13 protein-coding genes are annotated in these 26,872 nt (G+C 69.2%); 4 read left to right on the forward strand and 9 right to left on the reverse strand.

Annotated elements, in window-relative coordinates; all coding sequences use genetic code 11:
* Nucleotides 1-39: 39 nt before the first annotated feature.
* The 3 genes from U0R18_RS18125 to U0R18_RS18135 all read right to left on the reverse strand — a co-directional run bounded on the left by U0R18_RS18125 (nt 40) and on the right by U0R18_RS18135 (nt 5,036).
* The gene (locus U0R18_RS18125) at nt 40-4,323 is read right to left on the reverse strand and encodes an alpha-(1->3)-arabinofuranosyltransferase domain-containing protein (protein WP_526370929.1); all 4,284 of its coding nucleotides are present in this window, start codon (nt 4,321-4,323) and stop codon (nt 40-42) included.
* A gap of 4 nt (nt 4,324-4,327) precedes the next feature.
* The gene (locus tag U0R18_RS18130; protein WP_526370931.1) at nt 4,328-4,501 is read right to left on the reverse strand and encodes a DUF2613 family protein; all 174 of its coding nucleotides are present in this window, start codon (nt 4,499-4,501) and stop codon (nt 4,328-4,330) included.
* A 67-nt stretch (nt 4,502-4,568) separates the two neighbouring features.
* The gene (locus U0R18_RS18135) at nt 4,569-5,036 is read right to left on the reverse strand and encodes a universal stress protein (RefSeq protein WP_526370933.1); all 468 of its coding nucleotides are present in this window, start codon (nt 5,034-5,036) and stop codon (nt 4,569-4,571) included.
* Between the two features lie 55 nt (nt 5,037-5,091).
* Between U0R18_RS18135 and U0R18_RS18140 the strand changes: the two genes are divergently transcribed.
* Together U0R18_RS18140 and U0R18_RS18145 are read left to right on the forward strand one after the other, a co-directional pair.
* Nucleotides 5,092-6,300 (forward strand): glycoside hydrolase family 3 N-terminal domain-containing protein, encoded by a 1,209-nt coding sequence (locus U0R18_RS18140; protein WP_526370935.1) that lies wholly within the window; start codon nt 5,092-5,094, stop codon nt 6,298-6,300.
* Nucleotides 6,301-6,325: 25 nt separating this feature from the next.
* Nucleotides 6,326-6,964 carry a TetR/AcrR family transcriptional regulator gene (locus U0R18_RS18145; protein WP_526370937.1) on the forward strand — a complete coding sequence of 213 codons (639 nt, stop codon included), beginning with the start codon at nt 6,326-6,328 and terminating at the stop codon, nt 6,962-6,964.
* Here the strand turns inward: U0R18_RS18145 and U0R18_RS18150 are convergent.
* Nucleotides 6,961-7,803 carry a MaoC/PaaZ C-terminal domain-containing protein gene (locus tag U0R18_RS18150; RefSeq protein ID WP_526370939.1) on the reverse strand — a complete coding sequence of 281 codons (843 nt, stop codon included), beginning with the start codon at nt 7,801-7,803 and terminating at the stop codon, nt 6,961-6,963. The two genes, U0R18_RS18145 and U0R18_RS18150, sit on opposite strands and share 4 nt — an antisense overlap.
* Nucleotides 7,804-7,813: 10 nt before the next feature.
* Nucleotides 7,814-9,178, reverse strand: coding sequence for a 3-oxoacyl-ACP reductase (locus U0R18_RS18155; RefSeq protein ID WP_526370941.1), 1,365 nt, complete (start codon nt 9,176-9,178; stop codon nt 7,814-7,816).
* Between the two features lie 135 nt (nt 9,179-9,313).
* Between U0R18_RS18155 and U0R18_RS18160 the strand changes: the two genes are divergently transcribed.
* Nucleotides 9,314-10,621: an acetyl-CoA C-acetyltransferase gene (locus tag U0R18_RS18160; protein WP_526370943.1), complete on the forward strand. Its 1,308-nt coding sequence runs from the start codon at nt 9,314-9,316 to the stop codon at nt 10,619-10,621.
* Between the two features lie 348 nt (nt 10,622-10,969).
* Here U0R18_RS18160 and U0R18_RS18165 read toward each other — a convergent pair whose 3' ends face one another.
* The 4 genes from U0R18_RS18165 to U0R18_RS18180 all read right to left on the reverse strand — a co-directional run bounded on the left by U0R18_RS18165 (nt 10,970) and on the right by U0R18_RS18180 (nt 25,837).
* Nucleotides 10,970-11,812: a metal-dependent hydrolase gene (locus U0R18_RS18165; protein ID WP_526370945.1), complete on the reverse strand. Its 843-nt coding sequence runs from the start codon at nt 11,810-11,812 to the stop codon at nt 10,970-10,972.
* The gene (locus tag U0R18_RS18170) at nt 11,809-12,444 is read right to left on the reverse strand and encodes a TetR/AcrR family transcriptional regulator (RefSeq protein WP_526370947.1); all 636 of its coding nucleotides are present in this window, start codon (nt 12,442-12,444) and stop codon (nt 11,809-11,811) included. The genes U0R18_RS18165 and U0R18_RS18170 overlap by 4 nt, the downstream gene beginning before the upstream one ends.
* A 142-nt stretch (nt 12,445-12,586) precedes the next feature.
* Nucleotides 12,587-14,422, reverse strand: a complete 1,836-nt coding sequence (locus U0R18_RS18175; protein WP_526370949.1) for an acyl-CoA dehydrogenase C-terminal domain-containing protein — start codon at nt 14,420-14,422, stop codon at nt 12,587-12,589.
* A gap of 288 nt (nt 14,423-14,710) precedes the next feature.
* A complete protein-coding gene (locus U0R18_RS18180) occupies nt 14,711-25,837 on the reverse strand; it encodes a type I polyketide synthase (RefSeq protein WP_526370951.1) in 11,127 nt (3,708 codons plus the stop codon).
* Nucleotides 25,838-26,094: 257 nt separating this feature from the next.
* Here U0R18_RS18180 and U0R18_RS18185 point away from each other — a divergent pair.
* Nucleotides 26,095-26,872, forward strand: a 778-nt coding sequence (locus U0R18_RS18185) for a condensation domain-containing protein (RefSeq protein ID WP_526370953.1), incomplete at its 3' end; no start/stop codon positions are given.

The following is a 26,872-nucleotide window of genomic DNA, read 5'->3' on the forward strand; positions in this document are numbered from 1 at the left end:
AGGCCCGGCGACATGTGGCCCGTCGGGTTCGGCGCCGGATTATGCGCCGGCGCCGGGTGGGTCGAGATCGACGTTCGGGCGCGATTCATTCGCATTTTCTCGCCCGGACGTACGTTCGGGCGACAACACCGATGCGGTCAGCGCGGCCAGACTGATCAGCGCCAGCGCCTGCACGCCCGCCGAATGCCCGACGTATCCGTCGACCGACCGCCACGGATATCGCGACAGCGCCGCGCCGGCCAGGATCAGCCCGCCCGACACCAGGCCCAGCGTCCAGACCCGCTGCCACCGGGGCGACCCGCGCAGCGCCAGTTGCACCGCGACGGCGGCGACGAACACGGCCGCGCCGATCGGCCCGGAGATCAGCCCGCCGGCCGTCACGGCCGCCACCATCGCCAGCCAGCGGGGTGCCCATGGCTGCACCGGCGCTCCGGGCGCAATCCGGCGCGCCGGGAGCAGTGCCAGGATCAGCAGCACCGGCAGCAGTGCCAGACCGCCGGTCAGGCCGGCGCGGTACCACGCGTTGGACGCGAAGGTCAGAATGACGGTTCCGGATGTGCCGGCCGGTACCAGCCAGCCCTGCTGCCAGCCGTTGATGGGCACCGGCGTCAGCGCGATGCCGTTCTGGGTCCGTGCGCTCCAGCCGGGGTTGATGCTCTCGGGAACCACGAGCACGCGCGCCACGGGCGAGGGCGGCAATCGCAGTTCCCGACGATCGGCGCCCCAGCCGCCGACGGCAGCGGGAGTGGTTGGGGCACTGGATAACTCATCGCCCAGCGGTCCGGTGAGCCGGATCCCGTCGACGACGAAGGCCGCGCCGGGGCTGACGACGAGTTCCTGGGAGCCCACCGGTAGGTCGACGGGACGCGGGTCGCACGGCGTGACGGCCAGTGGCCCGCCGTCGAGGAGGGCGCCCACGGTGGTGTGGATCGAGGTGTGCACGAAGCGGCCCGCGACGGCCAGCACCGGCCCGGCGTCGCAGCCGATGGTGACGGCGCGGGCGTTGTTGCGGGCGGCGTCGGCCGGCGCGATCGGGGTCCCGTCGGGCCGCAGTGCTACCACTTCGGCCAGGCCGGGCGGCTTGACCTGGTCGAATCCGAGCGCGGTCCGGTCGATGACGTCGTCCCAGTCCAGCAGGCTGACCCGGATCGTCTTCGTGAAATGTGGGCGCAATGAAAGTGTTTGGGCCCCATCGGGTTTCATGGATCGAACCTGCGGGCCGTCGCCGAGGTCGACAGCCACCAGGGTGGGATGGGTGGGGAGCGCCGACGAACTGGGGGTGACCCGCAGCGAACCCACCTCGGTGGGTTCGGGCAGCGTCAGCGTCAGGGTGGGCGAGCTGTGGTGCTGAACGAGGCCCTGCGGCGCCGTCCAGGAGGTCCGCGGATCGCCGTCGGTGGCGGCGAACGCGGTGCCCAGGACGTCGAACGAATCGGAATCGCCCTCGGCGTGCGTGGTGCCCGGCTGACGGATCAGGTCGGCCAGGGCGGGGCCCTGGCGCGGCCGGACCCAGACGGTCGGCCGTACCGAAATCGGCTGCGGCACCGTCAGAGTGCGGCTCATGTTGACCAGCTCTTCGGGCGCCAGCGACAGCGGGGAGGCGCAGTGCACGCCGTCACGGGCCGACACGCAGCCGCCTCGGCCCGGCGTGTCCGAACCCAGATCCCACATTGCCACCGGTGCGCCCAGCGGGGGAGCGGGGACCACAGCGGTGTGCCGCAGGTTCACCGGGTGGGCGTATCCGCTGGCGTCGAACTGGGTGATGGCCAGATCGGTGATGCCGAATTGCACACCGGAGGAACCGTTTTCGGTACCGGTGGCGGTGATCCGCACCCATGGTGTCTCGCCGTACGGTAGTGCGACGGCCACCGGTCGGCCCGGCTGATCCACCATCAGGGTCGCGGTGCCGTTGGCCGTCGCGATCTCGATGCGGTTCACCTGCGCGCCCAGCGTGGACACCGCCGGCGTCAGCGTCAGCGTCGCATTGGTCACCGGGTGGTCGAAGTCGACCTGCAGCCACTGGCCCACCGCCGCCTGCAACGCATTGGATACCCAACTGGTGGCCGAGTCCCCGTCGATGGCCGCCGGCGCCGCCGACGCGGGGGCGACGTTCGGCAGCGCCGTCGCATCACCCGCCGAACTGGACGTGCTCAGGCGACCACCGGACCACCCGCCGTACACCAGGGGGGCGCCGGGCACCGGGTAGTCGGGAACCCGGTTGAACGTGCGTCGCGGATCATCGGGTGCCCGGATCGCCGAGGAGTGGTCGTCCACCCGGCCGTAGTCGGTCTCACGTGCGACCGGGGTATCGGTCACGATCACTCCCGCCGACGGCGGCAGCGGGATCCCCGCCGCCCGCGCGTCCTGGGTCAGCAGCACCGGCCCCAGCGGGCCCTGACCCGACAGCCGGCGCCGTTCATCAAGGCGCAGAAGGACTTCCGGTCCGCCGTCCACCCGCGGCAGCCGGCTCGCATCGGCCAGGTAGGGTGCCGCCGGATTGCCGGGCGGCGCAACGCGGTAGATCTCCACCGCCGGGTACATCGGCCGCAGCCCGCTGTCGGCGATGAATCCGTCGAGGGTCCCGGGGCCCACCGGATCGCCGAACTGGGCGACCTTGGTGAGTCCCGGAGAACCGTCGACGGCGCGGTGGACCAGGATGGGCCGAGCCGACCGCGATGTCTCCGGATCCAGGTCGTTGCGCACCACCAGGTAGGAGATGCCCTGTCCGGCCAGGGTGTCGGCCAGACCGGCCGAGGGCCGTCCGGCGGCCAGCAGACGCTGCACCGAGTCCAGCGCCCGGATGGCCTGCGGCGGTGTCAGGGGAATGGAATCCCTTACCCCCCAAGGATTCTCACCGAGCACCTGGAGTGGCTCGTCGTGGCTGTTGCCCCACACCTGGGTGGCGAACGGCGCGCCCGGCGCCACCAGGACGCGCCCGGGTGCCGGTGCCCCGGTGTTGTGTTCGGTCAGCCAGTCGGCGGCATCGTGCCAGTAGTCCGGTATCGCCGAGAAGCTGCCCGGCGGAGTGAGCCGGCCGGTCCAGGCCAGCGATGTCGCGGCGGCCAGGGCGGCCAGCACCACGATCACAGCGGCCACCCGCTTGTCGCGTTCGGGACGTGCGAACGAGCCGATCCACACCGGCCGTGGCACGCTGCCGGGCAGCGGCACGCGGCTCAACAGGTGGGCAAGACCCAGGACGATGGGGATCCGCAGCACCGGGTCGAGCTTGTGCACGTTGCGCAGCGGTGCGCCCGGGCCATCGAGGAAAGCCTGCACCGCCGCCGCCACCGGCGAGCCGAGTCCACCCGAGTAGCCGAGCCCGAGCAGGACGAGCCCGACCAGCAGCATGCTCACCAGCCGGCCGCGGGCCGGCATCGAGCGCAGGGCCAGCCCGGCCAGGCCACCGGCCGCGACCAGGGTGGTCGCCAGGATCGCCACCGACCCGGTGACCAGCGACGCGCCGGCCGTCGCATTCGGAGCGACGAACGGCGTCCAGGCCGACGTCCCGCGCAGTGCCTCGGTGAGCGACGTCCACTGCGTCGTCACCCCGGACGATTCGATGAAATCCAGGAACGGCGGGCTGATCCGGCCCAGGAGCACCAGCGGGATGACCCACCACGTCACGGCCAGCGCCGCCGACACCACCCACCATGCGCTGAACCGGGCCCACGCGCGGCCGGGCCGATGGCAGGCCCACCAGATCAGTGCCGGCAGGCACCCGGTCAGCGTGGCCACCGCGTTGACGGCCCCCATCAACGCCATTGCCACACCGGCGCGCGCGGCCAGCACTCGCGGGCTGGAATCTCCGCGCATGGCACGGATGACCGGCAGCAGCACCCACGGCGCCAGCATCACCGGCAGTGTCTCCGACGAGATCGAGCCCAGCGTCGTCAGCACGCGCGGAGAGAGCGCGAACGCACCCGCGGCCAGCACCCGGGCCGGCGTATTGCCGATGCCCAGCGTCTCGGCCACCCGCAGCAGCCCCCAGAACCCCGCCGTCAGCAGCAGCGCCCACCACAGCCGCTGTGTGACCCAGCCGGGCAGGCCGAGCAGGTCGCCGGCCAGGAAGAAGGCGCCGTGCGGAAAGAGGTAGCCGTACGCCTGGTTCTGCGCCTGCCCGAACGGCAGCGCGCTGTTCCACAGGTCGCCGGCCCGGGCGAGGAACCGCAGCGGGTTGGCGGTCAGGTCGAGCTTGGTGTCCGGCGAGATCATGCCGGGCGACTGCGCGAACGTCAGGACCAGTGCGACGGCGCCGACGAGCCCGAGCCAGCGGCGCGACAGCCCTCCCGGACGGGCCGGTGCGACACGGGCCGTCAGGCCCATGAGGTCAGGTGCGGTTGCCGTATTCGACGCGGTTCAGCACCGAGGACGCCGGGTCGCCCGCGCCAACCGGCGGCTTGGTGTCCTGTTGCACCATGAGCGTCACCCCGAACACCGCGGCCGCGCCGAGCAACAGACCAACCACCATGGCGACGGCAGCCGGCACCACGAACCGGGTCATGTGGGCTCCTCAGCGCAGCGGGTCTGGACTGGCGCCAACGTAGCACGGGCGATCCCGGAGCCGGGGCTCAGGCGGGCCCCGGCGGCACGATCAGCACCGGTCGCCGGCCGTGCCGCAGGACCCGGTCGGCGACGCTGGACTGCATCAGCGAACGCAACCCGGTGTTGCCCCGGGTGCCGGTGACGATCAGTCCGGCGTTGATGTTGTCGGCTGCGGTGATGATGGTCCGCCAGACGGTGCCGGAGACCGGGAAGCACAACGGTTCGGCGGACAACCCGACCGAACGGGCCAATTCGGTGCCCTCGAGGTTGGTGCGCTGGGCGTCGGCGAAGGCGATGTCGAGGTGGTCCTCGTCGTCGGCATCCGCGGGGTCGGGCGGTCCGTCAAGGTCGACGGAGACCGGGTCGGCGCCGGCCCGCATCGGCGACCACACCGTCAGGACGAATGCCCGTCGGACGCTGAGGTAGGCGCCGGCGTATTCCACTGCCCGGCGGGAGTTCGCGGTGCCGTCATAGGCGATCAGGATGACCGTCACGCCCCAATCTTGCCCACCGGGGACAGATCGGTGGCGCGCATGACAGCATGGACGGATGCCATCGACCCGCGTAATGACCCGGACCCTGGCCGCCACGATCACGCTGCCCACCGCTCTGGGCGTGGCCCTGGGGGGCTGCTCACCTGCGCAAACCCCCTCGGCGAAGCCGGCATCACCGGCCGCCGGAGCCGCCGCGACGCCCGGGGTGCCCGGCTCGGCCGCACCCCTGGCCAATCAGCTTCCGGCGGCGCCGGCGCAGGCGGCGTGCAACGTCGAGTCGCTGCCGCTGCGGGACAAGCTGGCCCAGCTGCTGATGGTCGGAGTGCGCAACGCCGGCGACGCGAAAGCGGTGGTCGCCGACAATCACGTCGGCGGCATCTTCATCGGCAGCTGGACCGACAAGTCGATGCTGACCGACGGTTCACTGGGCGATATCGCGGCAGCTGCCGGCCCGCTGGCGCTGGCGGTCAGCGTGGATGAGGAGGGCGGCCGGGTTTCGCGGCTGGCCGGGCTGATCGGCAGCCAGCCGTCGCCGCGGGTGCTGGCCCAGACCATGACACCGCAACAGGTCCACGACATCGCCTTCGCGCGCGGCCAGAAGATGCGCGGGATGGGCATCACGGTGGACTTCGCCCCGGTGGCCGACGTCACCACCGAGTCCGATGACGAGGTGATCGGCGATCGCTCGTTCGGATCGGATCCGGCGACGGTCACCACGTACGCCGGCGCGTACGCCCAGGGTCTGCGCGACGCCGGGGTGCTGCCGGTCCTCAAGCACTTCCCCGGTCACGGGCACGCCTCGGGTGACTCGCACACCGGCGGCGTCACCACCCCGCCCGTCGGCGATCTGCAGAACAACGACCTCGTGCCGTACCGCACCCTGACGACGGAGGGTCCAGTCGCGGTGATGGTCGGGCACATGCAGGTGCCCGGGCTCACGGACGGCGACCCGGCGAGCCTGAGTCCGGCCGCCTACAACCTGCTGCGCGGCGGCGGGTACGGCGGGCCGCCGTTCGGCGGGGTCGTCTTCACCGACGATCTGTCGTCGATGGGGGCCATCAACCAGCGCTACGGCGTGGCGGAGGCGGTGCTGCGCGCGTTGCAGGCCGGCGCGGACGTCGCGCTGTGGGTCAGCACCGGCGAGGTGCCCGCGGTGCTGGACCGGCTCGAGAGTGCGGTCAACTCCGGCGAGTTGTCCGCCCAGCGCGTCGAGGATGCGGTGACAAAGCTGGTCGGCATGAAGGGGACGAATCCGCATTGCTGAGCATCGTCGTTCGTAGGTCTTCGTGATGGCCGGTGGAACCAAGCGGCTGCCCCGGGCCGTTCGCGAACAGCAGATGCTCGACGCCGCCGTTCAGGTGTTCTCGATCAACGGCTATCACGAGACCTCGATGGACGCGATCGCCGCAAAGGCCGAGATCTCCAAGCCGATGCTGTACCTGTACTACGGATCCAAGGAGGATCTGTTCGGGGCGTGTCTGGACCGTGAACTGGCGCGGTTCATCGAGGTGGTCCGCACCGAGATCGACTTCAGCCTGGCGCCGCAGGAACTGTTGCGCAACGCCATCGGCACGTTCCTGAACTACATCGACACCCACCGGGCGTCCTGGATCGTGCTGTACACGCAGGCCACCAGTTCACAGGCGTTCGCGCACACGGTGCGCGAGGGTCGCGAGCGCATCATCGAGCTGGTGTCCCGCATGGTCAGCGCGGGGACGCGAAATCCGGAGCCCGACACCGACTTCCACATGATGGCCATCGCCCTGGTGGGTGCCGGTGAGGCGGTCGCCACCCGGGTCAGCGCCGGCGACGTCGACGTCGACGAAGCGGTGGAACTGTTGATCAACCTGTTCTGGCGCGGTCTGAAGGGCCGGCCGGCCGACCGCGATCAGGACGACCAGGACGAAGTCGTCCCGGTCGCCGACTAACTCTCTCGGAGCGCGCGGACCTCACCCGTCAGATGCGGGTAGCCCTTGCTCATATTGCGCAGCGCCAGATCCCAGCCGTCCTGCACGCGATCGACGTACAGCCCGGCGCTGGCCGGTAGCAGGATGGGTTTGCCGAACCTGACCGAATAGCGGACCGCATCCGGGATCTGGCCCTCGATGTTCGCCAGAACTGCTGCGGCACTGAACATTCCGTGCGCAATCGCGGTCGGGAATCCGAACAGCCGGGCGCCGACCGTACTGGTGTGGATCGGGTTGTGGTCCCCGCCCACCGACGCGTAGCGCCGGATCTGGCCCGGCGTGATGCGCAGGATCGCGTTCGGTGGTGGCAATTTCGGCTGCTTGACGGGTTCCGGCTTGGGTTCGCCGGACAGGCTGGTGCGCTGCTGGTGCAGGAACGTGGTGACCTGGGTCCAGGCCGTGTCGTTGCCCACCGCGACGTCGGTCAGCACGTCGACCAACAGACCCTTGCGGTGTTCGCGCATGTTCTGCGCACGGGTGCGGATGCTGACCGTGTCGGTGACGGCAATGGGCCGATGCTGGGTGATGTGGTTCTCCACGTGCACCGAACCCATTGCGGGAAAGGGGAAGTCGAATCCGGTGATCAACTCCATCACCGTGGGGAAGGTCAGCGCGAACGGATAGGTCAGCGGGACGGTGTCGCCGTAGCGCAGCCCCGTGACCGCCGCGTAGGCGGCGACGTTCTCCCGATCGATCGGCAACTCGCCGACCGTCATGGTGCGGTCCGGCAGGGTGCTGCCCCGCGGGATGAACGGCAGGGCCCCCGCCGCGGCTCGGACCAGATTACTGAGTGCACTCATGGCTCGGTCCTCACGCCCCGAGCATCGCCTGGCCGCACACCCGAATGGTGTTGGCGGTCACGGCATTCGATGCTGGATTGGCGAAGTAGGCGATGGTCTCGGCCACGTCGACCGGCTGCCCGCCCTGGAACAGGGAGTTCAGCCGCCGGCCCACCTCGCGGGTGGCGAACGGGATCGCCTCGGTCATCTTGGTCTCGATGAAGCCCGGTGCCACCGCGTTGATGGTGATGCCCTGCTCCGCCAGTTCCGGCGCCAGCGCCTGGGTCAGTCCGATCATCCCGGCCTTGGTGGCGGCATAGTTCGTCTGACCCCGGTTGCCGGCGATGCCTGCCATCGAGGACAGCCCGATGATCCGGCCGCCGTCCCCGATCGCGCCGTTGCCGACCAAACCCTGGGTAAGGCGTTGCGGCGCAAGCAGGTTGACGGCAATCACCGAATCCCACTTGGCGTCGTCCATGTTGGCGAGCAGCTTGTCCCGGGTGATGCCGGCGTTGTTGACCAATACGTCGGCGTGGCCGCCATGGTGTTCGCCCAGGTGCGCCGTGATCTGGTCGACCGCGTCATCGGCGGTGACGTCGAGGGCCAGTGCCGTCCCGCCGACCTTCGCTGCCGTCTCGGCGAGCGCATCGGCGGCCTGCGGGACGTCGACGCACACCACCGAGGCGCCGTCGCGCGCGAAGACCTCGGCGATGGTGGCGCCGATCCCGCGGGCCGCGCCGGTGACGATGGCGACCTTGCCGGCCAGGGGCTTGTCCCAGTCGGCGGGCGGGGTGGAGTCGGCGGCGCCGACGTAGAACACCTGTCCGTCGACGTAGGCCGACTTCGCCGAGAGCAGGAACCGCAGGGTGGACTCGAGGCCCGTGGCCCCGGGCTTGGCGTCCGGGGCGAGGTAGACCAGCGAGACGGTGGCCCCGTGTTGCATCTCCTTGGCCAGTGACCGGGTGAACCCCTCGAGCGCGCGCTGGGCGATCCGCTCGTCGACCGAACCGGTCTGGTCCGGGGTGGTGCCCACCACCACGACCCGCCCGGACGGCCCGACGTTGCGCAGGAGGGGAGTGAAGAATTCGTAGAGCGCGCGCAGCCCCGCGGGCCCGCTGATGCCGGTGGCGTCGAACAGCAGACCACCGAACCGGTCCGCCCAGCGGCCGCCCAGATTGTCGCCGACCAGGTCGTAGTCGGCGGCCAGGGCCACCCGCATCGGTTCGGCGACCCGTCCGGCGCCGCCGATCAACAGCGGGCCGGCGAGCGCGGGTTCGGCGGGCCGGTAGCGACGCAGGGTCTCGGGCTGGGGGATCCCGAGTTGCTTGGCCAGGAATGAGCCGGGGGCGGACAGGACGACCTGGGAGTACAGGTCGGTCGGGAGCTTGGGAGCCACAGCGCTACCTCTCATGGGACGGCGTGATGTCAACGACTAACTTACTTGAAAGTAAGAACTGTGGTTATTATGAACCAAACGGCGGGACGACCTCAAACCCCTGCCGGCCAGAACCGAATCAACGGGAGAATTCTCGTGACCAGCAGTGCATCGAAGCAGACCAGACGTGTTGCCGTCCTCGGCGGCAACCGGATTCCGTTCGCGCGTTCCGACGGCGCCTATGCCCAGGCATCGAACCAGGACATGTTCACCGCGGTCCTCGACGGCCTGGCGGACCGGTTCAACCTCACCGGGCAGCGCCTCGACATGGTCATCGGTGGCGCGGTGCTCAAGCACAGCCGGGACTTCAACCTGATGCGCGAATGTGTGCTGGGGAGCTCGCTGTCGCCGTACACCCCGGCGTTCGACCTGCAGCAGGCATGCGGAACCGGTCTGCAGGCGGCCATCGCCGCCGCCGACGGGATCGCCAGGGGCCGCTACGAGGTGGCCGCGGCCGGTGGTGTGGACACCACGTCCGACGCGCCGATCGCGTTCGGTGACGACCTGCGCCGCGCCCTGCTCGGCCTGCGCCGGTCCAAATCCAATGTGGAACGTCTCAAGCTGGTCGGCAAGCTGCCCGCGTCGATCGGCGTGCAGATCCCCACCAACGGGGAACCGCGGACCGGGCTGTCGATGGGCGAGCACGCGGCGATCACCGCCAAGAAGATGGGGATCAAACGGGTCGACCAGGACGCGTTGGCCGCCGCGAGCCACCGCAACATGGCCGCGGCCTATGACGCCGGCTTCTTCGACGACCTGGTCAGCCCGTTCCTGGGCCTCTACCGCGACGACAATCTGCGGCCCAACTCGTCCCCGGAAAAACTGGCCACCCTCAAGCCGGTGTTCGGTGTCAAGAACGGCGACGCCACCATGACCGCCGGCAACTCCACCCCGCTGACCGACGGTGCGTCGGTGGCGCTGCTGGCTTCCGAGGACTGGGCACAGGCCCACGACCTGCCGGTGCTGGCCTACTTCGTCGATGGCGAGACCGCGGCGGTCGACTACGTCAGCGGTGCCGACGGCCTGCTCATGGCGCCCACGTATGCCGTGCCCCGGTTGCTCGCGCGCAACGGCCTGACGCTGCAGGACTTCGACTTCTACGAGATCCACGAGGCGTTCGCGTCGGTCGTGCTGGCCACCCTGGCCGCCTGGGAGTCCGAGGAGTACTGCAAGGAACGGCTGGGCCTGGACGCGGCGCTGGGCCCGATCGACCGGTCCAAGCTGAACGTCAACGGCTCGTCACTGGCCGCCGGCCATCCGTTCGCGGCCACCGGCGGGCGGATCGTCGCCCAACTCGCCAAGCAGTTGGCCCAGAAGAAAGCGGAGACCGGCAAGCCGGCGCGCGGCCTGATCTCGGTGTGTGCCGCCGGGGGTCAGGGTGTGACGGCAATTCTGGAAATCTGAGGTTTGTAACGCCCGCCGCCGGGTATCCGATGTACCGGATAGCTCCGTGTTGCCGTCTGACCCCCCGACCCGACGGCAACACGGAGCATCCTCTTTCTCCAGGTCTTTTCGCTGGGGGAAGAGCCGTCGCTGGATGCGAGGGGGCTCCAGCGACGGCACCCCTCAACTGAGGAAAACTTCCGTCCGCCAAGCTCTGGTGCGTGCCCCGATGCGGGCGTACAGTCATCGGCACGACGGGTTCGGGAGTGACTGATCCGAAGTGCCGGCACAGAGGCGAGAGCCGGACGCGCGAGAAATGAAGACGCCCTCAATTGTCCTCCCGAACCCGCCCTCTTTTGTCCGGCTCCGTCACCGCAGGTGGTCGGTCAGTACGCCGCGTTCGCCGAACAACTCCGCCGTCCAATGCTCGAGCAACGCGGTGTTGTCGATGTCGTCGGGATGAAACCCGGGCCTGGTGTACGCGCGCAGCCGAGCTAGCACGGCACGGGAGAGGAACGGCGAGTGTCGCAGCCGAGCGAGGCTGCGGAACAGTCGGACCGGGTGGTAGCTGGCGGGGTCCTGAAGGAGTGAGACGGTGGCGAAGAAACCCACGTTCAAGGTGAAGGTGAGCCTGATGATGCGCATGGTCCAGATGCGCCGACGCTCGCTGCCGCCCACCGCTTGGTAGACGTCGAACGCGACGGACCGGTGCTCCGATTCCTCGATCGCGTGCCACAACAGCATGGCCCGTACCTCGGATGGCCCCAGCAGTTCCTGCGCGCGTTCATCGGTGAGCAGGGTCTCGGCCAGCACCGCGGTGAAATGTTCCAGCGCCGCGGTGATCGCCAAACAGGTGAGCGGCGCGAGGCGGCGCTCGAAGGCCGCCAAGTCCATGCGGGTGCCCCGATCGATACGACGGGATGGGTAGCCCATCTGATGCAGGCGCTCGTTCAACGCGCGGTGCTCACGCCCGTGGGTGACTTCCTGTCCGATAAAGCCCTGGATCTGCGACTTCAGTTCGGGATCGGTGATCTGGTCGGCGAAGCGGCGCACCGACCGGATGAAGAAATCTTCGCCCTCCGGGAAGGTCGCGGAGAGGTGCGCCACGATGTGGCTCATCAGCAGGTCGCCGCGCACGAAGTGCCGCTCCAGCGAGCCGGTGGGGTAGGAGAACCGGATGCGGCGTGCGCGCACGGCGGGTTTGACGTTCATGATTGCTCGCTGGAAATGATCGGGCGCACCATCGCCTTGAATGCGGACAGCACCTCATCGACGGGGTAGGGGTCGTAGCCGTCCAGCGACGTCCCCACCGCCAATCCGTTCATCAGCGCGAAGACCATGTGTATCCCCGTTTGGAGCTGCTGGCGGGTCTCGGTGTTGTCGGCGTTGCCGGTCGGGAAGATCTCGGCGTAAGCGCGATCGCACGCGGCCGCGAACTGTCGATCGATGTCGATCACGGCACGGGCCAGGCCAGGGTCGGTGCGTGCGGCGACCCACAGCTCGTGCCAGGCGGTGAACGTCGATTGCGAGAACATCGACCACAGCAGGTCAATTGCCGCATCGAGCCGGTCGGAGGCCGGATCCAGATTCGCCATCAACAGCCCGAACTCGTCGATCCGACGATCGAACGAGTGCGCAACCGCGGCGGTGAGCAGCTCGTTCTTGGTTCTGAAGTGGCTCTGCAGTGCGCCGATCGAGACGCCCGCACGGTGTGCGACCTCGGCGGTGGTGGTGGCCTTGAACCCGACGTCCACCAGGGCTTCACAGGTCGCATCGAGGAGTGCGCGCCGGGTCTGCGCGGTGCGCTCGGCCTGGCTGCGACGGGTCGATGCGGTGGAGGGCATGAAGACAGCGTTCCCTTCTAAAAATAATATGTCAATATTATTTTTAGAAGCCGCTAGCGCCCAACGAAGCCGGGCGGACGCATTGAAGTGGGCCCGTGTACCAGGTACACGGGCCCACTTCGTCGATGCGATCAGGTTGCGATCAGAAGGACGCCTCGTCGAGTTCCATCACCTCGTTGTCGAGGTTCTCGATGATGCTGCGGGTGCTGGTGAGCATCGGCAGCACGTTCTTGGTGAAGAACGACGCCACCGCGATCTTGCCCTCGTAGAAGGACTTGTCGGCACCCGTGGCACCGGCGTCCAGCTTCTCGATGGCGACCGCGGCCTGACGCGACAGCAGCCAGCCGAGCATCAGCTCGCCCACGCTGAGCAGGAACCGAACCGATCCCAGCCCCACCTTGTAGATGCTGGCCTGATCCTCCTGCGCGGCCATCAGGTAGCCGGTCAGCGTGGCGGCCATAGCCTGCACGTCGGCCAGGGCGGTGGCGAGCAGCTCGCGCTCGGCCTTGAGCCGGCCGTTGCCCGACTTGTTCTGGATGAACGTGTCGATCTCGCTGGCCACGTAGCCCAGCGCCTTGCCCTGGTCGCGGACGATCTTGCGGAAGAAGAAGTCCTGCGCCTGGATGGCGGTGGTGCCCTCGTAGAGCGAGTCGATCTTCGCGTCGCGGATGTACTGCTCGATCGGGTAGTCCTGCAGGAAGCCGGAACCACCGAGGGTCTGCAGGCTCTCCGTCAGCTTCGCGTACGCCGTTTCCGAGCCGAAGCCCTTGACGATCGGCAACAGCAGGTCGTTGACCTTGAACGCGAGATCGGCATCGATGCCGTGAACGGCCTCGGCGCAGATCTCGTCCTGGAACGACGCGGTGTACAGGTACAGCGCGCGCATACCCTCGGCGTAGGCCTTCTGCGTCATCAGGCTGCGGCGTACGTCCGGATGGTGGGTGATGGTGACGCGCGGTGCGGTCTTGTCCATCATCTGGGTCATGTCAGCACCCTGGACGCGGCTCTTGGCGTACTCGAGCGCATTGAGGTAACCGGTCGACAGCGTGGCGATTGCCTTGGTGCCCACCATCATTCGGGCCTGCTCGATCACGTCGAACATCTGCGCGATGCCGTTGTGGACCTCGCCGACCAGCCAGCCCTGGGCCGGCACGCCGTGCTGACCGAAGGTCAGTTCGCAGGTGGCCGAAACCTTGAGGCCCATCTTGTGCTCGACGTTGGTGACGAACACACCGTTGCGCTCACCGAGCTCGCCGGTCTCATGGTCGAAGTGGAACTTCGGGACGAAGAACAGCGACAGGCCCTTGGTGCCCGGCCCGGCGCCGTCGGGGCGGGCGAGCACCAGGTGGAAGATGTTCTCGAACAGGTCATCGGAGTCGGCGGAGGTGATGAACCGCTTGACGCCGTCGATGTGCCAGCTGCCGTCGGGCTGCTGGGTGGCCTTGGTCCGGCCGGCGCCGACGTCGGATCCGGCATCGGGCTCGGTCAGCACCATGGTGGCGCCCCAGTTGCGCTCGGAACAGATGACGGCCCACTTCTTCTGCTCGTCGGTGCCGTTGTTGTAGAAGATGTTGGCCAGCCCGGCGCCCATGGCATACATGTAGACCGCGGGGTTGGCGCCGAGGATGTGCTCGACCATCGCCCACTGCAGGGAGCGGGGAACCGGCGTGCCGCCGAGGACCTCGTCCTGGCCCACCTTGTCCCAACCGTTGTCGACGATCGCGCGGACCGACTTCTTGAAGCTCTCCGGGAGCGTGACGGTGTGGGTCTCGGGATCGAACACCGGCGGGTTGCGGTCGCCGTCGCTGAACGACTCGGCGACGGGGCCCTCCGCCAGGCGGGCCATCTCGCTGAGCATTTCGCGGGCCGTGTCGACGTCCAGGTCGGCGAACTTGCCCTGGCCGAACGCCTTGTCGATGCCCAATACCTCGAACAGGTTGAATTCCTGGTCACGCACGTTGGACTTGTAGTGGCTCACGGACTTCCTCCTCGATGAGACTGCCACCTGAATTGATGGTTGGTTGGGTACTCCACGACCGAATCGAAGACGGACCGAGATAAGTTACCCACCAGTAACCTGGGCCTAACTATACCGGCCGGTAACTTGAACGCAAGTCCATGACGGCGAATTCATCCGTCGTTCTACCGACCGGTGGGTTTGGCGGGCAGAACCACAGCCAAAACCGCCGGTCGGCCGCTGTTACGCAGGCCAAACCGTTACGGAGATCACATCCGACACACCGGCGTGGAACCGGTCAACACGGGATCAGTCCGAGGATTCGGCGCCCTGCTCGCCGGGTTCAGCGAGTGGTGTTGTTCCGCGAGCAGGAGGCCCGGCGACATCGGACTCGCCGGGTTCAGCGAGTGGTGTTGTTCCGCGAGCAGGAGGCCCGGCGACATCGGACTCGCCGGGTTCAGCGAGTGGTGTTGTTCCGCGAGCAGGAGGCCCGGCGACATCGGACTCCTCGGGTTCGGTGGGGGTTTCCGGCGGGATCTCCGCCCCGGTCTCCCCGCCCGCATCCGGCAGTTGGGCCACCAGATATTCGGCGAGGCCACCGATCGTCGGATAGTCGAACACCGCCGTCGCGTTGATCGTGAACGCTCCACCGAACTGACTGTGCAACCGGTTGCGCAGTTCGATCGCCATCAGGGAGTCGGTCCCGAGGTCCAGGAACCGGCTGGTCGCGGCAGGCGGTTGGGCCAGCCGCAGGAAGTGCTGCACCTCCTGCTGCAGGAACTCGGTCACGAAGGCGGCGCGCTGTGGCACCGGGATCTCCTGCAACTGCTTCAGCAACTCGCTGTCGCCGATGACCTCACCGGCGGCCCGGGGCAGCACCAGGTCCAGGATCGGCGGGCGGGACGCGCCCAACAGTTTCGCGGCCCGCTGCCAGTTGGCGTTGATGACGGTGGCCTGCCCGGTTCCGTTGGCCACGACGGCGGCCAGCGCGCTGAGCGCCGCCGACGGCTCCAGCGGAATCAGGCCCTGCGCGCCGAGATTGGCGCGTGCCGCATCCGAGGAGGCCATCCCACCGTCGGCCCAGGGGCCGAAGTTGATGCCGGTGGCAGGCAGGCCCGCTGCCCGGCGCCGGGCGACCAGGCCGTCGAGCAGTGCATTCGCCGTCGAGTAGTTGGCCTGGCCGGGGGAGCCGAAGACGCTGGACACCGACGAGGACACGATGAAGAAGTCCAGATCGTCGTCCTTGGTCAGGCGGTCCAGGTACTGGGCACCGAATGCCTTGGGTACCAACGTCGTCCGGAATCGTTCGACACTCTGCTGGGCCAGCAGCGCGTCGTCGAGGATGCCGGCCAGATGCACGACGCCCGCCAGCGGCGGCAGCTCGGCACGAATCCGGTCCAGCAGCGCAGCGACCTCGGACTCGTCGCCGACGTCGGCGCCGAACACATGGATGCGGCACCGGTACCGATCGGTGATCTCGGCGATGGCCTGCGCGGCCTCGGCATCGGGGGCACGCCGACTGGTCAGAACAATGTCCCCGGCGCCGAGTTGGGCCAGGTGCGACGCCGTGTGCAGACCGATGGCGCCGAGTCCGCCGGTGATCAGATAGGTCCGATCGGGTTGGGGGGTCAGCGGTTTCGGGACCTGCAGGACGATCTTGCCGATGTGCCGCGCCTGCTGCATGCGGCGGAACGCCGCACGGGCCTCGGTCACTGGGTAGATCTCGGCGGGCAGGGGCGCCCACTGGCCATGAGCCAGACCGTCGGACACCTCGGTGAGCAGATCGCGGATGCGATCGGGTTCGGTGAACATCACCGTGTCCAATGCCACGATCTCGTAATCGATGTCGGGACGCGCCTGCGCCATCTGCTCGGCGGTCCAGATGTCGCGTTTGGCGATCTCGGCGAAACGCCCGCCGGGGGCGGTGGCCCGCAGCGTCGCCTCGATGAACCCTTCGCCGGTCAGGGAGTTGAGGACGACATCGACACCCGAGCCGACCGTATCGGCCAGTATCTGGTCAGCGAAATCCGTTGTGCGCGAGTCATAGACGTACTTCACGCCCAGCTTGCGCAGCGTGTCGCGCTTGAACGTGCTGGCCGTCGCGAACACGGTGGCGCCGTGCTGCTGTGCCATCTGGATCGCGGCCAGGCCCACCCCGCCGCTGGCGGCGTGGATCAGTACCTTGTCGCCCGGCTTCAGCTGCGCCCAATCGAACGCCAGCCGCACCGTCAGCGCCGCAGCGGGAATGGTGGCAGCCTCGACCGCGCTGATCCCGTCCGGGATCGGCGCCAGGAACTGGGCCGGAACGTTGAACCGGCTGGCGAACGCACCCTGCATGGAGCCGTAGACGCGTTGGCCCACTTCGACTCCCGTGACGCCGTCGCCCAACTGGGTGACGACGCCGGCGAAGTCGCCGCCGATCGGCCCCGGATCGCCGGGGTAGAGGCCCAGGACGTTGAGCACGTCGCGGAAGTTCAGCCCGGCCGCATCGACCCGCACCTGCACATAGCCCTCGGCGGGCGGTGCCACCTCGGTCTCGGTCAGGCGCAGGTTGTCGATGGCGCCACGTTCGGTCGGGGCCAGCACGAAGTCCGGTGTGCGGGGCACCGTGAGGTGGCCGCTGCGGGCCCATGGCAGTAGTCGGGAGGCCAGCATCTTCCCTTGGCGCACAGCCAGTTCGGGCTCGTCGACGGGAGCGCCGAGCAGGCCGGCCAGTGCGCGGGCGGCCTCCGGCGAGCCGTCGGTGTCGACCAGCCGGCTGCGCATCGCGGGTTCCTCGTTGCTGATGGTGCGCCCGAGGCCCCACAGGGCCGCCTGGACCGGGTCGACGGGCTCACCGGACTCGGTGGCCACCGCGCGTTCGGTCACGATCCACAGGCCGCCGGGCAGTTTCACCTGGCCGCCCTGCACGGTGTGCACGGCGCTGAGCAGGTTGGCCACCTCGGCCTCGAGCCGGGCGGCCGCGGCGGTGGTGGACTCGCCGGGTGACGCCCCGGCGGCCCGCCACACAACCCCGGCGAAGCCCATGCCGCGCTGCTGCGCGTCCGTCAGCACCTGGCCCAGGAGTTCGGGATCGGTGTTGCGGTCCAGCGGGATGCACCCGGGCACCTGCGCGGCCAGTTCGTCGAACCCGGCGATCAGCCAGGTGCCGCTGAGCGGCGCGGGCGCATCGTCGGGGGCGGCGGTCGCGGGCACCTCGTGCCAGCCCAGGGTGTACAGCAGTCGCGAGGCGTCGCCGCCGAGGCCGCGCAGCAGCGCTTCACGCGGGGCGCGCTTGACCGTGAACTCGCGGATCCCGCCCAGGAACTGACCGTCCCGGCCGACGAAATCGAGGTCGAACACCTGGGTCTCGCTGTCGAGCGCGCTCTCGTGCCAGCGGGCCCGGCAATAGAACCGCCGCGGCATCTTCTCCCGCAGCAGCACCTGCCCGTAACGCAGCGGCAGGAACAGATCGTGTACGCCCTGTTCGGCGGCCAGCAGGGCCGGGAACGCCGGGAACGCGACACCGGTGCACAGGTCCAGCAGCACGGGATGCATCGGTTCGGTTCCGAGGTGCTCGGCCAGTTCCTCGCCGACGGTGATGTCGCCGACGGCCTCGCCCTCGCCGAGCCAGAGGGACTTCAGGGAACCCGACCAGTTCGGCCCCCACGAGAGTTCCATGTCGGCGAACGTCTCGAACAGTTCCTGCGGGCGCATCCGCTCCAGACGCTCGACGGCCGTGTCGACCGGATCCTCGAACTCGATGGGCGTTTCCTCGCCGGTGCCCTGCTCCAGGTTGCCCTCGGCGTTCAGCGACCACTCGGAGTCGGGAACCCCGTACGGCCTGCTGTGCACCTGGAAGCTCGAGCCGCTGCCGTCGGGCAACGGATGCAGCGTCAGCTGCACCTCACGGGAACTTTTCTCGGGCAGGATGATCGGCTCGTAGAAGAAGACATCCTTGACCCGCGCCGGTGGACCGGCGGCAGCCAGCGCCATGGCCGCGTAGGTGGCACCCGGCACCACCACGGTGCCGTAGATGACGTGGTCGGACAGCCACGGCTGGGTCTTGACGGACAGCCGGCTGGTGTAGACGGAGTCACCGGAGGCCAGATCCTTCGCGGCGCCCAGGATTCCCGAGACCGCCGGACCGTCGAGGCTGATGCCGGCCGATCTCGGCCAGAACCGGCGGCGCTGGAACGGATAGGTGGGCAGCTCCAGCTTGTGTGCTCGATGCTGTTGCAGCGCAGTGAAATTCGGCTGATGACCGCTGACATAGGCGGCCGCCGTGGCGTCGGGGATCTGGCGCCGATCCGGAACCCCCTTGCGCAGCGACACGATCGCTCGCGGTGCGGCCAGATGTTCCGGCCAGACCTGCACGGCCGCCCCGGTGAGCACCGGTTGCGGACCGATCTCCATCAGCACCGAACAGCCCAGCGCGGCCACCGTGCGCACACTCTCCGCGAACTGCACCGGATTGCGCGAATGCCGCCGCCAGTACTGGGCATCCAGCGGGGTGTCGGCCGTGAGCACGGCGCCGGTGCGATTACAGACCAGCGGCAGCGTGGGCACAGCGAACGTCAGTCGTGCTGCGTAGGACTCGAATTCGTCGAGCACGGGATCGAGCAGCTCGGAGTGGAAGGCGTGGCTGGTCTCCAGCCAGGTGCAGCGGATCCCGTCCTCGCCGAACCGGTCGACGATCTTCTCGAGGTCCTCGCCGGGGCCCGACAGCACGGTGTTGGGTCCGTTGTAGGCGGCCACCGACACCCGGGGGAAATCGGTCGTGGCCTCTTCGACCTGCTCGGGATCGGTGAAGATGGCCACCATCCGGCCGCCCTCGGGCAGGCTGCCGAACAGCCGGCCGCGTTCGGCGATCAGCCGGGCGCCGTCCTCGAGGCTGAACACCCCGGCGACGCAGGCGGCGGCGTACTGCCCGACGCTGTGGCCCAGTACGACATCGGGCTCGATGCCCAGTGACTGCCAGAGCCGGGCCAGCCCCATCTCGACGGCGAACAGCGCCGGCTGGGCATACGACGTGTGCCGCAATGACTTTCCATCGTCGCCGGTGTCCCGGTCGGTGCCGAACAGCACATCCAACAGTGGCCGTTCCACGATGTCGGCCACCGCGGCGGCGCACTGCCGTACCGTCTCGGCGAAAACCGGCTCGGAGTCGAACAGTTCCCGCGCCATACCCGGGTATTGGCTGCCCTGCCCGGTGAACAGCCAGGCGGTGGTGGGGCGGTTGGCGTGCTCGCCACGCAGCACCCCGGGCCGCAGCCGGTTCTCGGTCAGGTCGGACAGGGCGTCGCGGGCGGACTGGACCGAATCGACCACCAGCGCCGCGCGGTGCTCGAAGTGCGACCGGCCGGTCCCCGCCGTGAAGCACACGTCGGCGAGGTCGGCGTCCGGGTGCGATTCGAGCCAGGTGTCGTAATGCCGGGCCAGCTCGATGAGTGCTTCGGGTGAGCGGGCGGACAGCGCCAGCACATTCACGTCGGGTGTGTCGGTCGGGGCCGCCGTCGGCTCGTCGGCGGTCGCCGGGGCCTCTTCGATCAGCACGTGCGCGTTGGTGCCGGTGAACCCGAAGGAACTGACCCCGGCACGGCGCGGCCGGCCGCTCGGCTCCCACGGAATTGCCTTGTCCACCACCCGAACCGGCAGCGAGTCCCACGGGATGTGCGGTGACGGGGTGTCGAAATGCAGGCTCTGCGGCAGCATCTCATGCTGCAGCGACAACACCACCTTGATCAGGCCGGCGGCGCCGGAGGCCGACTCGGTATGACCGATGTTCGTCTTCACCGAGCCCATCAGCAGCGGCCGGTCCGCGTCGCGCGCCGCCCCGTACACCGCGCCGGCGGCCTGCACCTCGATGGGGTCACCCAGCGGGGTGCCGGTGCCGTGCGCCTCGAGGTAGTCGACGTCGCCGCCCACCAGCCCGGCGCGGGCCAGCGCGGTGGTGATGAGCCGTTGCTGCGCACCGCCATTGGGCACCGTCAGGCCGCTGGACGCGCCGTCCTGGTTGACGGCGCTGCCGGGGATCACCGCGCAGATCCGGTCGCCGTCGCGCTGGGCGTCGCCGAGCCGCTTGAGCACCAGGATGCCGCAGCCCTCGCTGCGCACGTAGCCGTCGGCGGAGGCGTCGAATGTCTTGCACCGTCCCACCGGCGACAGCATCCGGGCCCGCGACGCGGCGATCACCGTCACCGGGGACAGCAGGACGTTGACGCCGCCGGCCACCGCCAGGTCGCAATCGCCGGACTTGAGTGCCTGGCACGCCTGGTGCACCGCCACCAACGACGAACTGCACGCGGTGTCGACGGCCACGGCCGGCCCCTCGAACCCGAGCGCGAAGGCGACCCGCCCGGAGATGGCGTTGAGCGCGTTGCCCGTGATGAAGTACGGCTCGATCTTGTCGATCGGCTCGGCCGAGAGCAGGTGCGCGTACTCGTTGGCGGCCACCCCGACGAACACGCCGCTGCGGCTGCCGCGCAGTGCCGAGGGCCCGTACCCGGCCCGCTCGAGGCTTTCCCAGACGGTTTCGAGAATCAGCCGCTGCTGTGGTTCGATCCACACCGCCTCGCGCGGGGAGATGCCGAAGAACTCGGGGTCGAAACCGTCTATGCCGTCCAGGAATCCGCCGAAGCGGGTGTAGGTCTTTCCCGGTGTGTCGGGGTCGGGGTCGTAGAACTCGTCGATATCGAAACGGTCCTCGGGCACCTCGCGGATCGCGTCGACACCCTCGTTGAGGACCTCCCAGAAGGCCTCGGGGTCGGGTGCACCGGGGAATCGGCACGACACGGCCACAATGGCGATCGGCTCATCGGTGCGGGTGGTGACGGCGGTGGTGAGCGGGGTCCGCACCGCGGCGGACTGTTCGGCGAGCCCCAGGACGTCGTCCAGCAGATAGTCGGCGACGTCGGACAGCCGGGGGTGGTCCATCGCCAGGGTCACCGGGATCTCGGCGCCGACCCCCGCTTCGATGCGGCGGCGCATCTCGACGGCCATCAGCGAGTCCATGCCGAGGTCGAAGAACCCGGCGTCCTCCCGGATCTCGGCGGGATCGACGCGGGTGACGTCGGCGACCGCGTTGCGCAAGTGGTCGAGCAGCAGCTTCCGGCGCTGCTGGACCGGGGCGTTGGTGAGCCGTTCCACCAGTTCGGTCTTGCCCGAAGCCGTTGGCGCCGAAACGATTTCGGGTATCTCGCGTTCGAGCTCGGTCATCAGCGAACGACGTCCGGTCTGCTGGTAGAGCGGCAGGAAGCGCTCCCAGTCGATCCGGGCGAGCACTCCCTGCGCGGTTCCGTCGGCGGCCATCAGATCGGCCAGTCCGGTCAGCGCGTCGCTCGGCGACATTGTCTTGATCCCGCGTTCGGCCAGCCGCGCGCGGGACTGCTCGTCAGCCATGCCGGTGGCCCAGGGGCCGAAGTTGACGCTGATCCCGCGGATGCTGCGACCGCGCAGCCGCCAGGTCAGCCCGTCGAGGAAGGCGTTGGCTGCCCCGTAGGCGGTCTGGCCGTATCCGCCCCACACCGATGCGATGGAGGAGGTGCTGACGAAGAAATCCAACTCCAGATCGGCGGTTGCTTCACTCAAATACCAAGCACCCCAGACTTTTCCGGAAAGAACCCGGTCGACCTCGGAATCCTCCAGGGCGCCCAGCGGGGTGGTGCCGATCTCACCGGCGGCGTGCACGATCCCGGCCAGCGGCGGCAGTTCGGCGCGCAGGAGGTCGAGCAGCCGGGTCACGTCATCGGCGTCCGCGACGTCGGCGGTCACGGCCCGGACGTCGGCGCCATACTGGTCGCGCAGGGCGTCGATGCGCTGCTGAGCTGCCTCGCCCGGGGCGCGCCGGCTGGTCAGCACCAGACTCCGGGCGCCCCGCGCGGCCAGGTGGCCGGCAATCTCCAGGCCGATCGAGCCCAGCCCACCGGTCACCAGATAGGTTGCGTCACCGCGTAATTGCAGTGGTGCGGAGTTGGCCGGGCCGGTACGGCGGACCAGTCTGGGGACGTGGACCGCGCCGTCGCGCAGGGCGAACTGGTCCTCCCGGACGGCCGCGTCCTTCGCCGGGGCCAGCACCTGGTCGACGAACTGGGACCACTGGGCGGCGCTGCCGTCGGACAGGTCGGCCAATCCGCCCCAGACCTGTGGCAGCTCGAGGGCGGCCGCTCGGCCGAATCCCCACAGACAGGTCTGCTCGGGCGACACCGTGTCGGTGTCGGCGATCCGCTGCGCGCCTTGCGTCACCACCCAGATGGGCGCGCGCAGACCGGCGGCAGCCGTTGCGCGGAACAGTCGCCGGGCGCCGACCAGGACGTGCCGCTGCACCCAGGACAGGGACTGCGTCGACGACTCGGAGCCTTCCGCGGGGTCGGGTGCGCAGGCCAGCACGATCCGTAACGGCTTGCCCTCGGCCGCCTCGTGCAACTGCGCCTCGAGCGCCTCCTCGTCCGCGTCGGTCACGGGCAGGCCGATGACACGATGCTCGGCGCTCCGCTCGGTCAGCAGCCCGGCCAGCGGGGCCAGCGTCGCGGGGTCGCCGACCAGGATCCAGGCCGCGTCGTCGTCGGCGGCCGGGGGAGCAGCGGTTCCGGCCTGCCACCGGATCTCGTAGCGTTCGTCGACGACGGACTGCGCGCTGCGCTGCTGATTGTGTTGTGCGGCAAGGCGTTGCAGCACATCGAGGCTCTGCGGATCGCCGCCGAGCAGTGCGGCCAGCTCGTCGATGCGGCCGTCCTCGAGCAGCCGGACGGTTTCGGTGCGCACACCCATGCGCTGTTGCTGGTTCGGCCGCTCCCGGTTGTCGCGGAACCAGTACTGGCGGCGCTCGAACGGGTAATCGGGCAGGTCGACCTGGTGGCCGGCGGCGACGGCGGCGAAGTCGGGCAGCTGACCCAGCACGTAGGCGTCGGCCAGGGCTTCGGAGATCTGCCGGGCGTCGGCGGTGGTGCGGCGCAGCGACGCGATGGCCTTCGGTGTGGTGGCCGGTTCGGGCCAGGCGCGCAGCGCCGCAGCGGTCAGCACCGGCTGGGGGCCGATCTCGAGCAGCACCTTGACGCCCAGATCGGACAGCGTGCGCACACTCTTGGCGAACTGCACCGGTCGGCGGGCATGCCGGCGCCAGTACTCGCCGTCGAGCTTGGTGCTGCGGCCCAGCGTCGTGCCGGTGAGATTGTCGATCAGGATGCGCTGCGGTGCCGAGAAGGTGAACTGGTCTGCGTACGAGGCGAATTCGGCCAGGATCGGATCCAGCAACGAGGAGTGGAACGCGTGGCTGGTCTCGAGCCAGTCGCAGCGCACCCCGTCGGCGGTCAGCCGGGCCACCGCCTTCTCGAGCTCGCCGGCGGGTCCGGACAGCACCGTGTTGGCGCCGTTGTACGCCGCGATCGCCAGGCTCGGGTATTCGTCGGTGAGATTCTCGACGCGCTCGGCGGCGGTGAACACCGCGACCATCCGGCCGCCGGCGGGCAGGCTGCCGAACAGCCGACCGCGTTCGGCGATCAGCCGGGCGCCGTCCTCGAGGCTGAGGACTCCGGCCACGCAGGCCGCCGCGTACTGCCCGACGCTGTGACCCAGCACCACGTCGGGTTCGATACCCCAGGACTGCCACAGCCGCGCCAGGCCCATCTCGACGGCGAACAGCGCGGGCTGGGCGTAGGAGGTCTGCCGAAGCGTGTCCTCATCCGCACCGAAAATGACGTCCAGCAACGGCTTTTCGAGCACACCATCGAGCACTTCGGCGCAGCGGGTCAGCGTGGCGGCGAACACCGGCTCGGTGTCGAACAGCTCTTTGGCCATCCCGGGGTACTGGCTGCCCTGCCCGGTGAACAGCCATGCGGTCTTCGGTATGTCGTGGGACTCGCCGCGGACCAGGCCGGGGGCGGGTCGGTCGTCGGCGAGTGCGCCCAGCAGATCGACCGCGGATTCGCGAGAGTTCACCACCAGGGCGGCCCGGTGCTCGAGGTGCGCCCGGCCGGCGCCGGCGGTGAAGCAGACGTCGGACAGGGCGGCGTCCGGGTGGGCGTCCAGCCAGCCGCGGTAGCGATCGGCGACCTGAACCAGCGCCGCGCGCGTCCGCGCCGACAGGGGTAGGACCCGCACGCGCTTACCGTCGGGAATCTCCGGATCGGCGGCCGGAGCTACTGGAGCTTCTTGGAGGATGACGTGTGCGTTGGTGCCGGCGAATCCGAACGAGCTGACGCCCGCGATGCGCGGCCGCTCGCCCCGCTGCCACGGGGTGGCTTCGGTGACCACCCGCACCGGCAGCCGATCCCACGGAATGTGCGGGGACGGGGTGTGGAAGTGCAGATGCTGCGGCAGCAACTCGTGCTCGAGCGATAGGACGACCTTGATGACGCCCGCGATGCCCGCGGCCGCTTCGAGGTGCCCGATATTGGTCTTGGCCGAACCCATCAGCAGCGGACGGTCGGCCGGGCGGTCGGACCCATATGCCGCGCCCGCGGCCTGGGCCTCGATGGGATCGCCGAGCGACGTGCCGGTGCCGTGCGCCTCGAGGTACTCGACGTCGGGCGGCCGCAGACCCGATCGCTCCAGGGCATCGGCGATAACCCGTTGCTGTGCAATGCCATTGGGCACGGTCAGTCCGCCGGAGGCGCCGTCCTGGTTGATCGCGCTGCCACGGATGACGGCGCGGATCCGGTCGCCGTCGGCCACGGCGTCCGCGAGCCGTTTGATGACGATCACGCCGCAGCCCTCGCCGCGCACGTAGCCGTCGGCAGCGGCGTCGAACGTCTTGCACCGGCCGTCCGGCGCGAGCATGTGCGCGTGCGAGAACGTGATCATGGTGGCCGGGGTGAGCATCACGTTGGCGCCGCCGGCCAGTGCGAGGTCGCATTCCCCCAGCCGCAGGGCCTGGCAGGCCTGGTGGATCGCCACCAACGATGAACTGCACGCCGTGTCGACCGCGACCGAAGGTCCCTGCAGTCCCAACCGGTAGCTGATCCGGCCGGCCGCCGCCGCGTTCGACGTGCCGATGGCCATGTAGGCCTCGATCTCGGGGTACGTCAGCTCGCCGGCCGCCATGCCGAAGTAGTCATGGGTGGCCAGACCGACGAACACCCCGGTATTGCTGTTGGCCAGCGAGGTCGGCGCGATGCCCGCGTGCTCCACCGCGCGCCACGCCGTCTCGAGCAGCAGTCGATGCTGCGGATCCAGCAGCCGGGCCTCGCGCGTCGACATGCCGAAGAACGGGGCGTCGAACGCCGTCACGTCGTCGACGAACCCGGCGCGCCGGGTCACCACCTTGCCGGGGGCGCCGGCCTCGGGGTCGAAGAACTCGTCGGCGTCCCAGCGGTCGGCGGGCACCTCCGAGACCGCGTCACGGCCCTCCCGCAACACGTCCCAGAATTCGTCGGCGTCCGCGGCCCCCGGGAACCGCGCTGCGTATCCGATGATCGCAAATCCCTGACCCGGGTCGACCGGGCCTCGAGCAAATCCCATACTGCTTGCTTCCCCCTCGGGTCCATTGTGCGGAAGCCACCCGGCGCGAGATCGGGTTTTCGACAGCCAACATACGCACGTCGCGACATCGGTGCGGTTGCCCGGGGTCAGGCCGGGCGGCGGCGACCGGCTTCCACGGAAACGATGCGACGGGGGTATGAAGGTATGTTGAGCCGGCTACCAGCGCCGCCGGTCCAGCGCGGAGAGGGCGCGGAGAAGTACGGAAAAGGGCCGGGAAAGGGCCGGGAAAGGGCATCGTGCGAATCGGGAAGATCACCATCGGCACGCTCGATGAATGGCCCCTGACCCCGGGCGTGGTGACCTCCTGGCGTCCCACGGCCGCCTCGGCGGCAACGGTGGCCAGGGCGCCGGCCAGCCCGGTCCCGGTCAGCTACATGCAGGGCCAGCACCTCCGCAACTACAGCGAGCGCACCGCCGGCGGACTGAACTTCTCGCGTCAGATCATCGGTGGGTGCGAGGCGGTCGGTGAATGCGACATCGGCGCGATGAACCAGGCGCTCAACGCCTACCTGCGCCGGCACGACACGTTCCGCAGCTGGTTCGAGGACGCCGGTGACGGGCACTTCATCCGGCACGCGATCGAGGATCCCGACGACATCGAGTTCGAGCCGATCGACCACGGGCATCTGACGGTCGACGAGATTCACCGCCTTGTCATCGACATCCCCAGTCCGCTGGAGTGGGGCTGCTTCACCTTCGGCGTGGTGCAGAACGAGGGCCGGTTCACGTTCTTCGCCGCCATGGACCACGTGCACGGCGACGCCACACTGATCGGCACCACGATGCTGGAGGCCAACGGCATGTACTCGGCGCTCTCCAGCGGCACTGACCAGGTCGCACTCCCGGACGCGGGTAGCTTCGACGACTTCTGTGTGCGGGAGCGGGAATCCACCTCGGCGCTGACCGTCGATTCGCCCGGGGTGCGGGCGTGGATCGAGTTCGCCGAGAACAACCGCGACGGTTTCCCCGAGTTCCCGCTGCCGCTGGGCAGCCCGAACGAGTCCACCAGCAGCG

It is taken from the genome of Mycobacterium sp., from assembly GCF_046330795.1.
Classification (GTDB): domain Bacteria; phylum Actinomycetota; class Actinomycetes; order Mycobacteriales; family Mycobacteriaceae; genus Mycobacterium.

Excerpts from the sequence above, each read along its gene's own strand:
- U0R18_RS18125 (WP_526370929.1), bottom strand. The coding sequence starts at position 4,323 with ATGGGCCTGACGGCCCGTGTCGCACCGGCCCGTCCGGGAGGGCTGTCG.
- U0R18_RS18130 (WP_526370931.1), bottom strand. The coding sequence starts at position 4,501 with ATGACCCGGTTCGTGGTGCCGGCTGCCGTCGCCATGGTGGTTGGTCTG.
- U0R18_RS18140 (WP_526370935.1), top strand. The coding sequence starts at position 5,092 with ATGCCATCGACCCGCGTAATGACCCGGACCCTGGCCGCCACGATCACG.
- U0R18_RS18145 (WP_526370937.1), top strand. The coding sequence starts at position 6,326 with ATGGCCGGTGGAACCAAGCGGCTGCCCCGGGCCGTTCGCGAACAGCAG.
- U0R18_RS18150 (WP_526370939.1), bottom strand. The coding sequence starts at position 7,803 with ATGAGTGCACTCAGTAATCTGGTCCGAGCCGCGGCGGGGGCCCTGCCG.
- U0R18_RS18165 (WP_526370945.1), bottom strand. The coding sequence starts at position 11,812 with ATGAACGTCAAACCCGCCGTGCGCGCACGCCGCATCCGGTTCTCCTAC.
- U0R18_RS18170 (WP_526370947.1), bottom strand. The coding sequence starts at position 12,444 with ATGCCCTCCACCGCATCGACCCGTCGCAGCCAGGCCGAGCGCACCGCG.
- U0R18_RS18180 (WP_526370951.1), bottom strand. The coding sequence starts at position 25,837 with ATGGGATTTGCTCGAGGCCCGGTCGACCCGGGTCAGGGATTTGCGATC.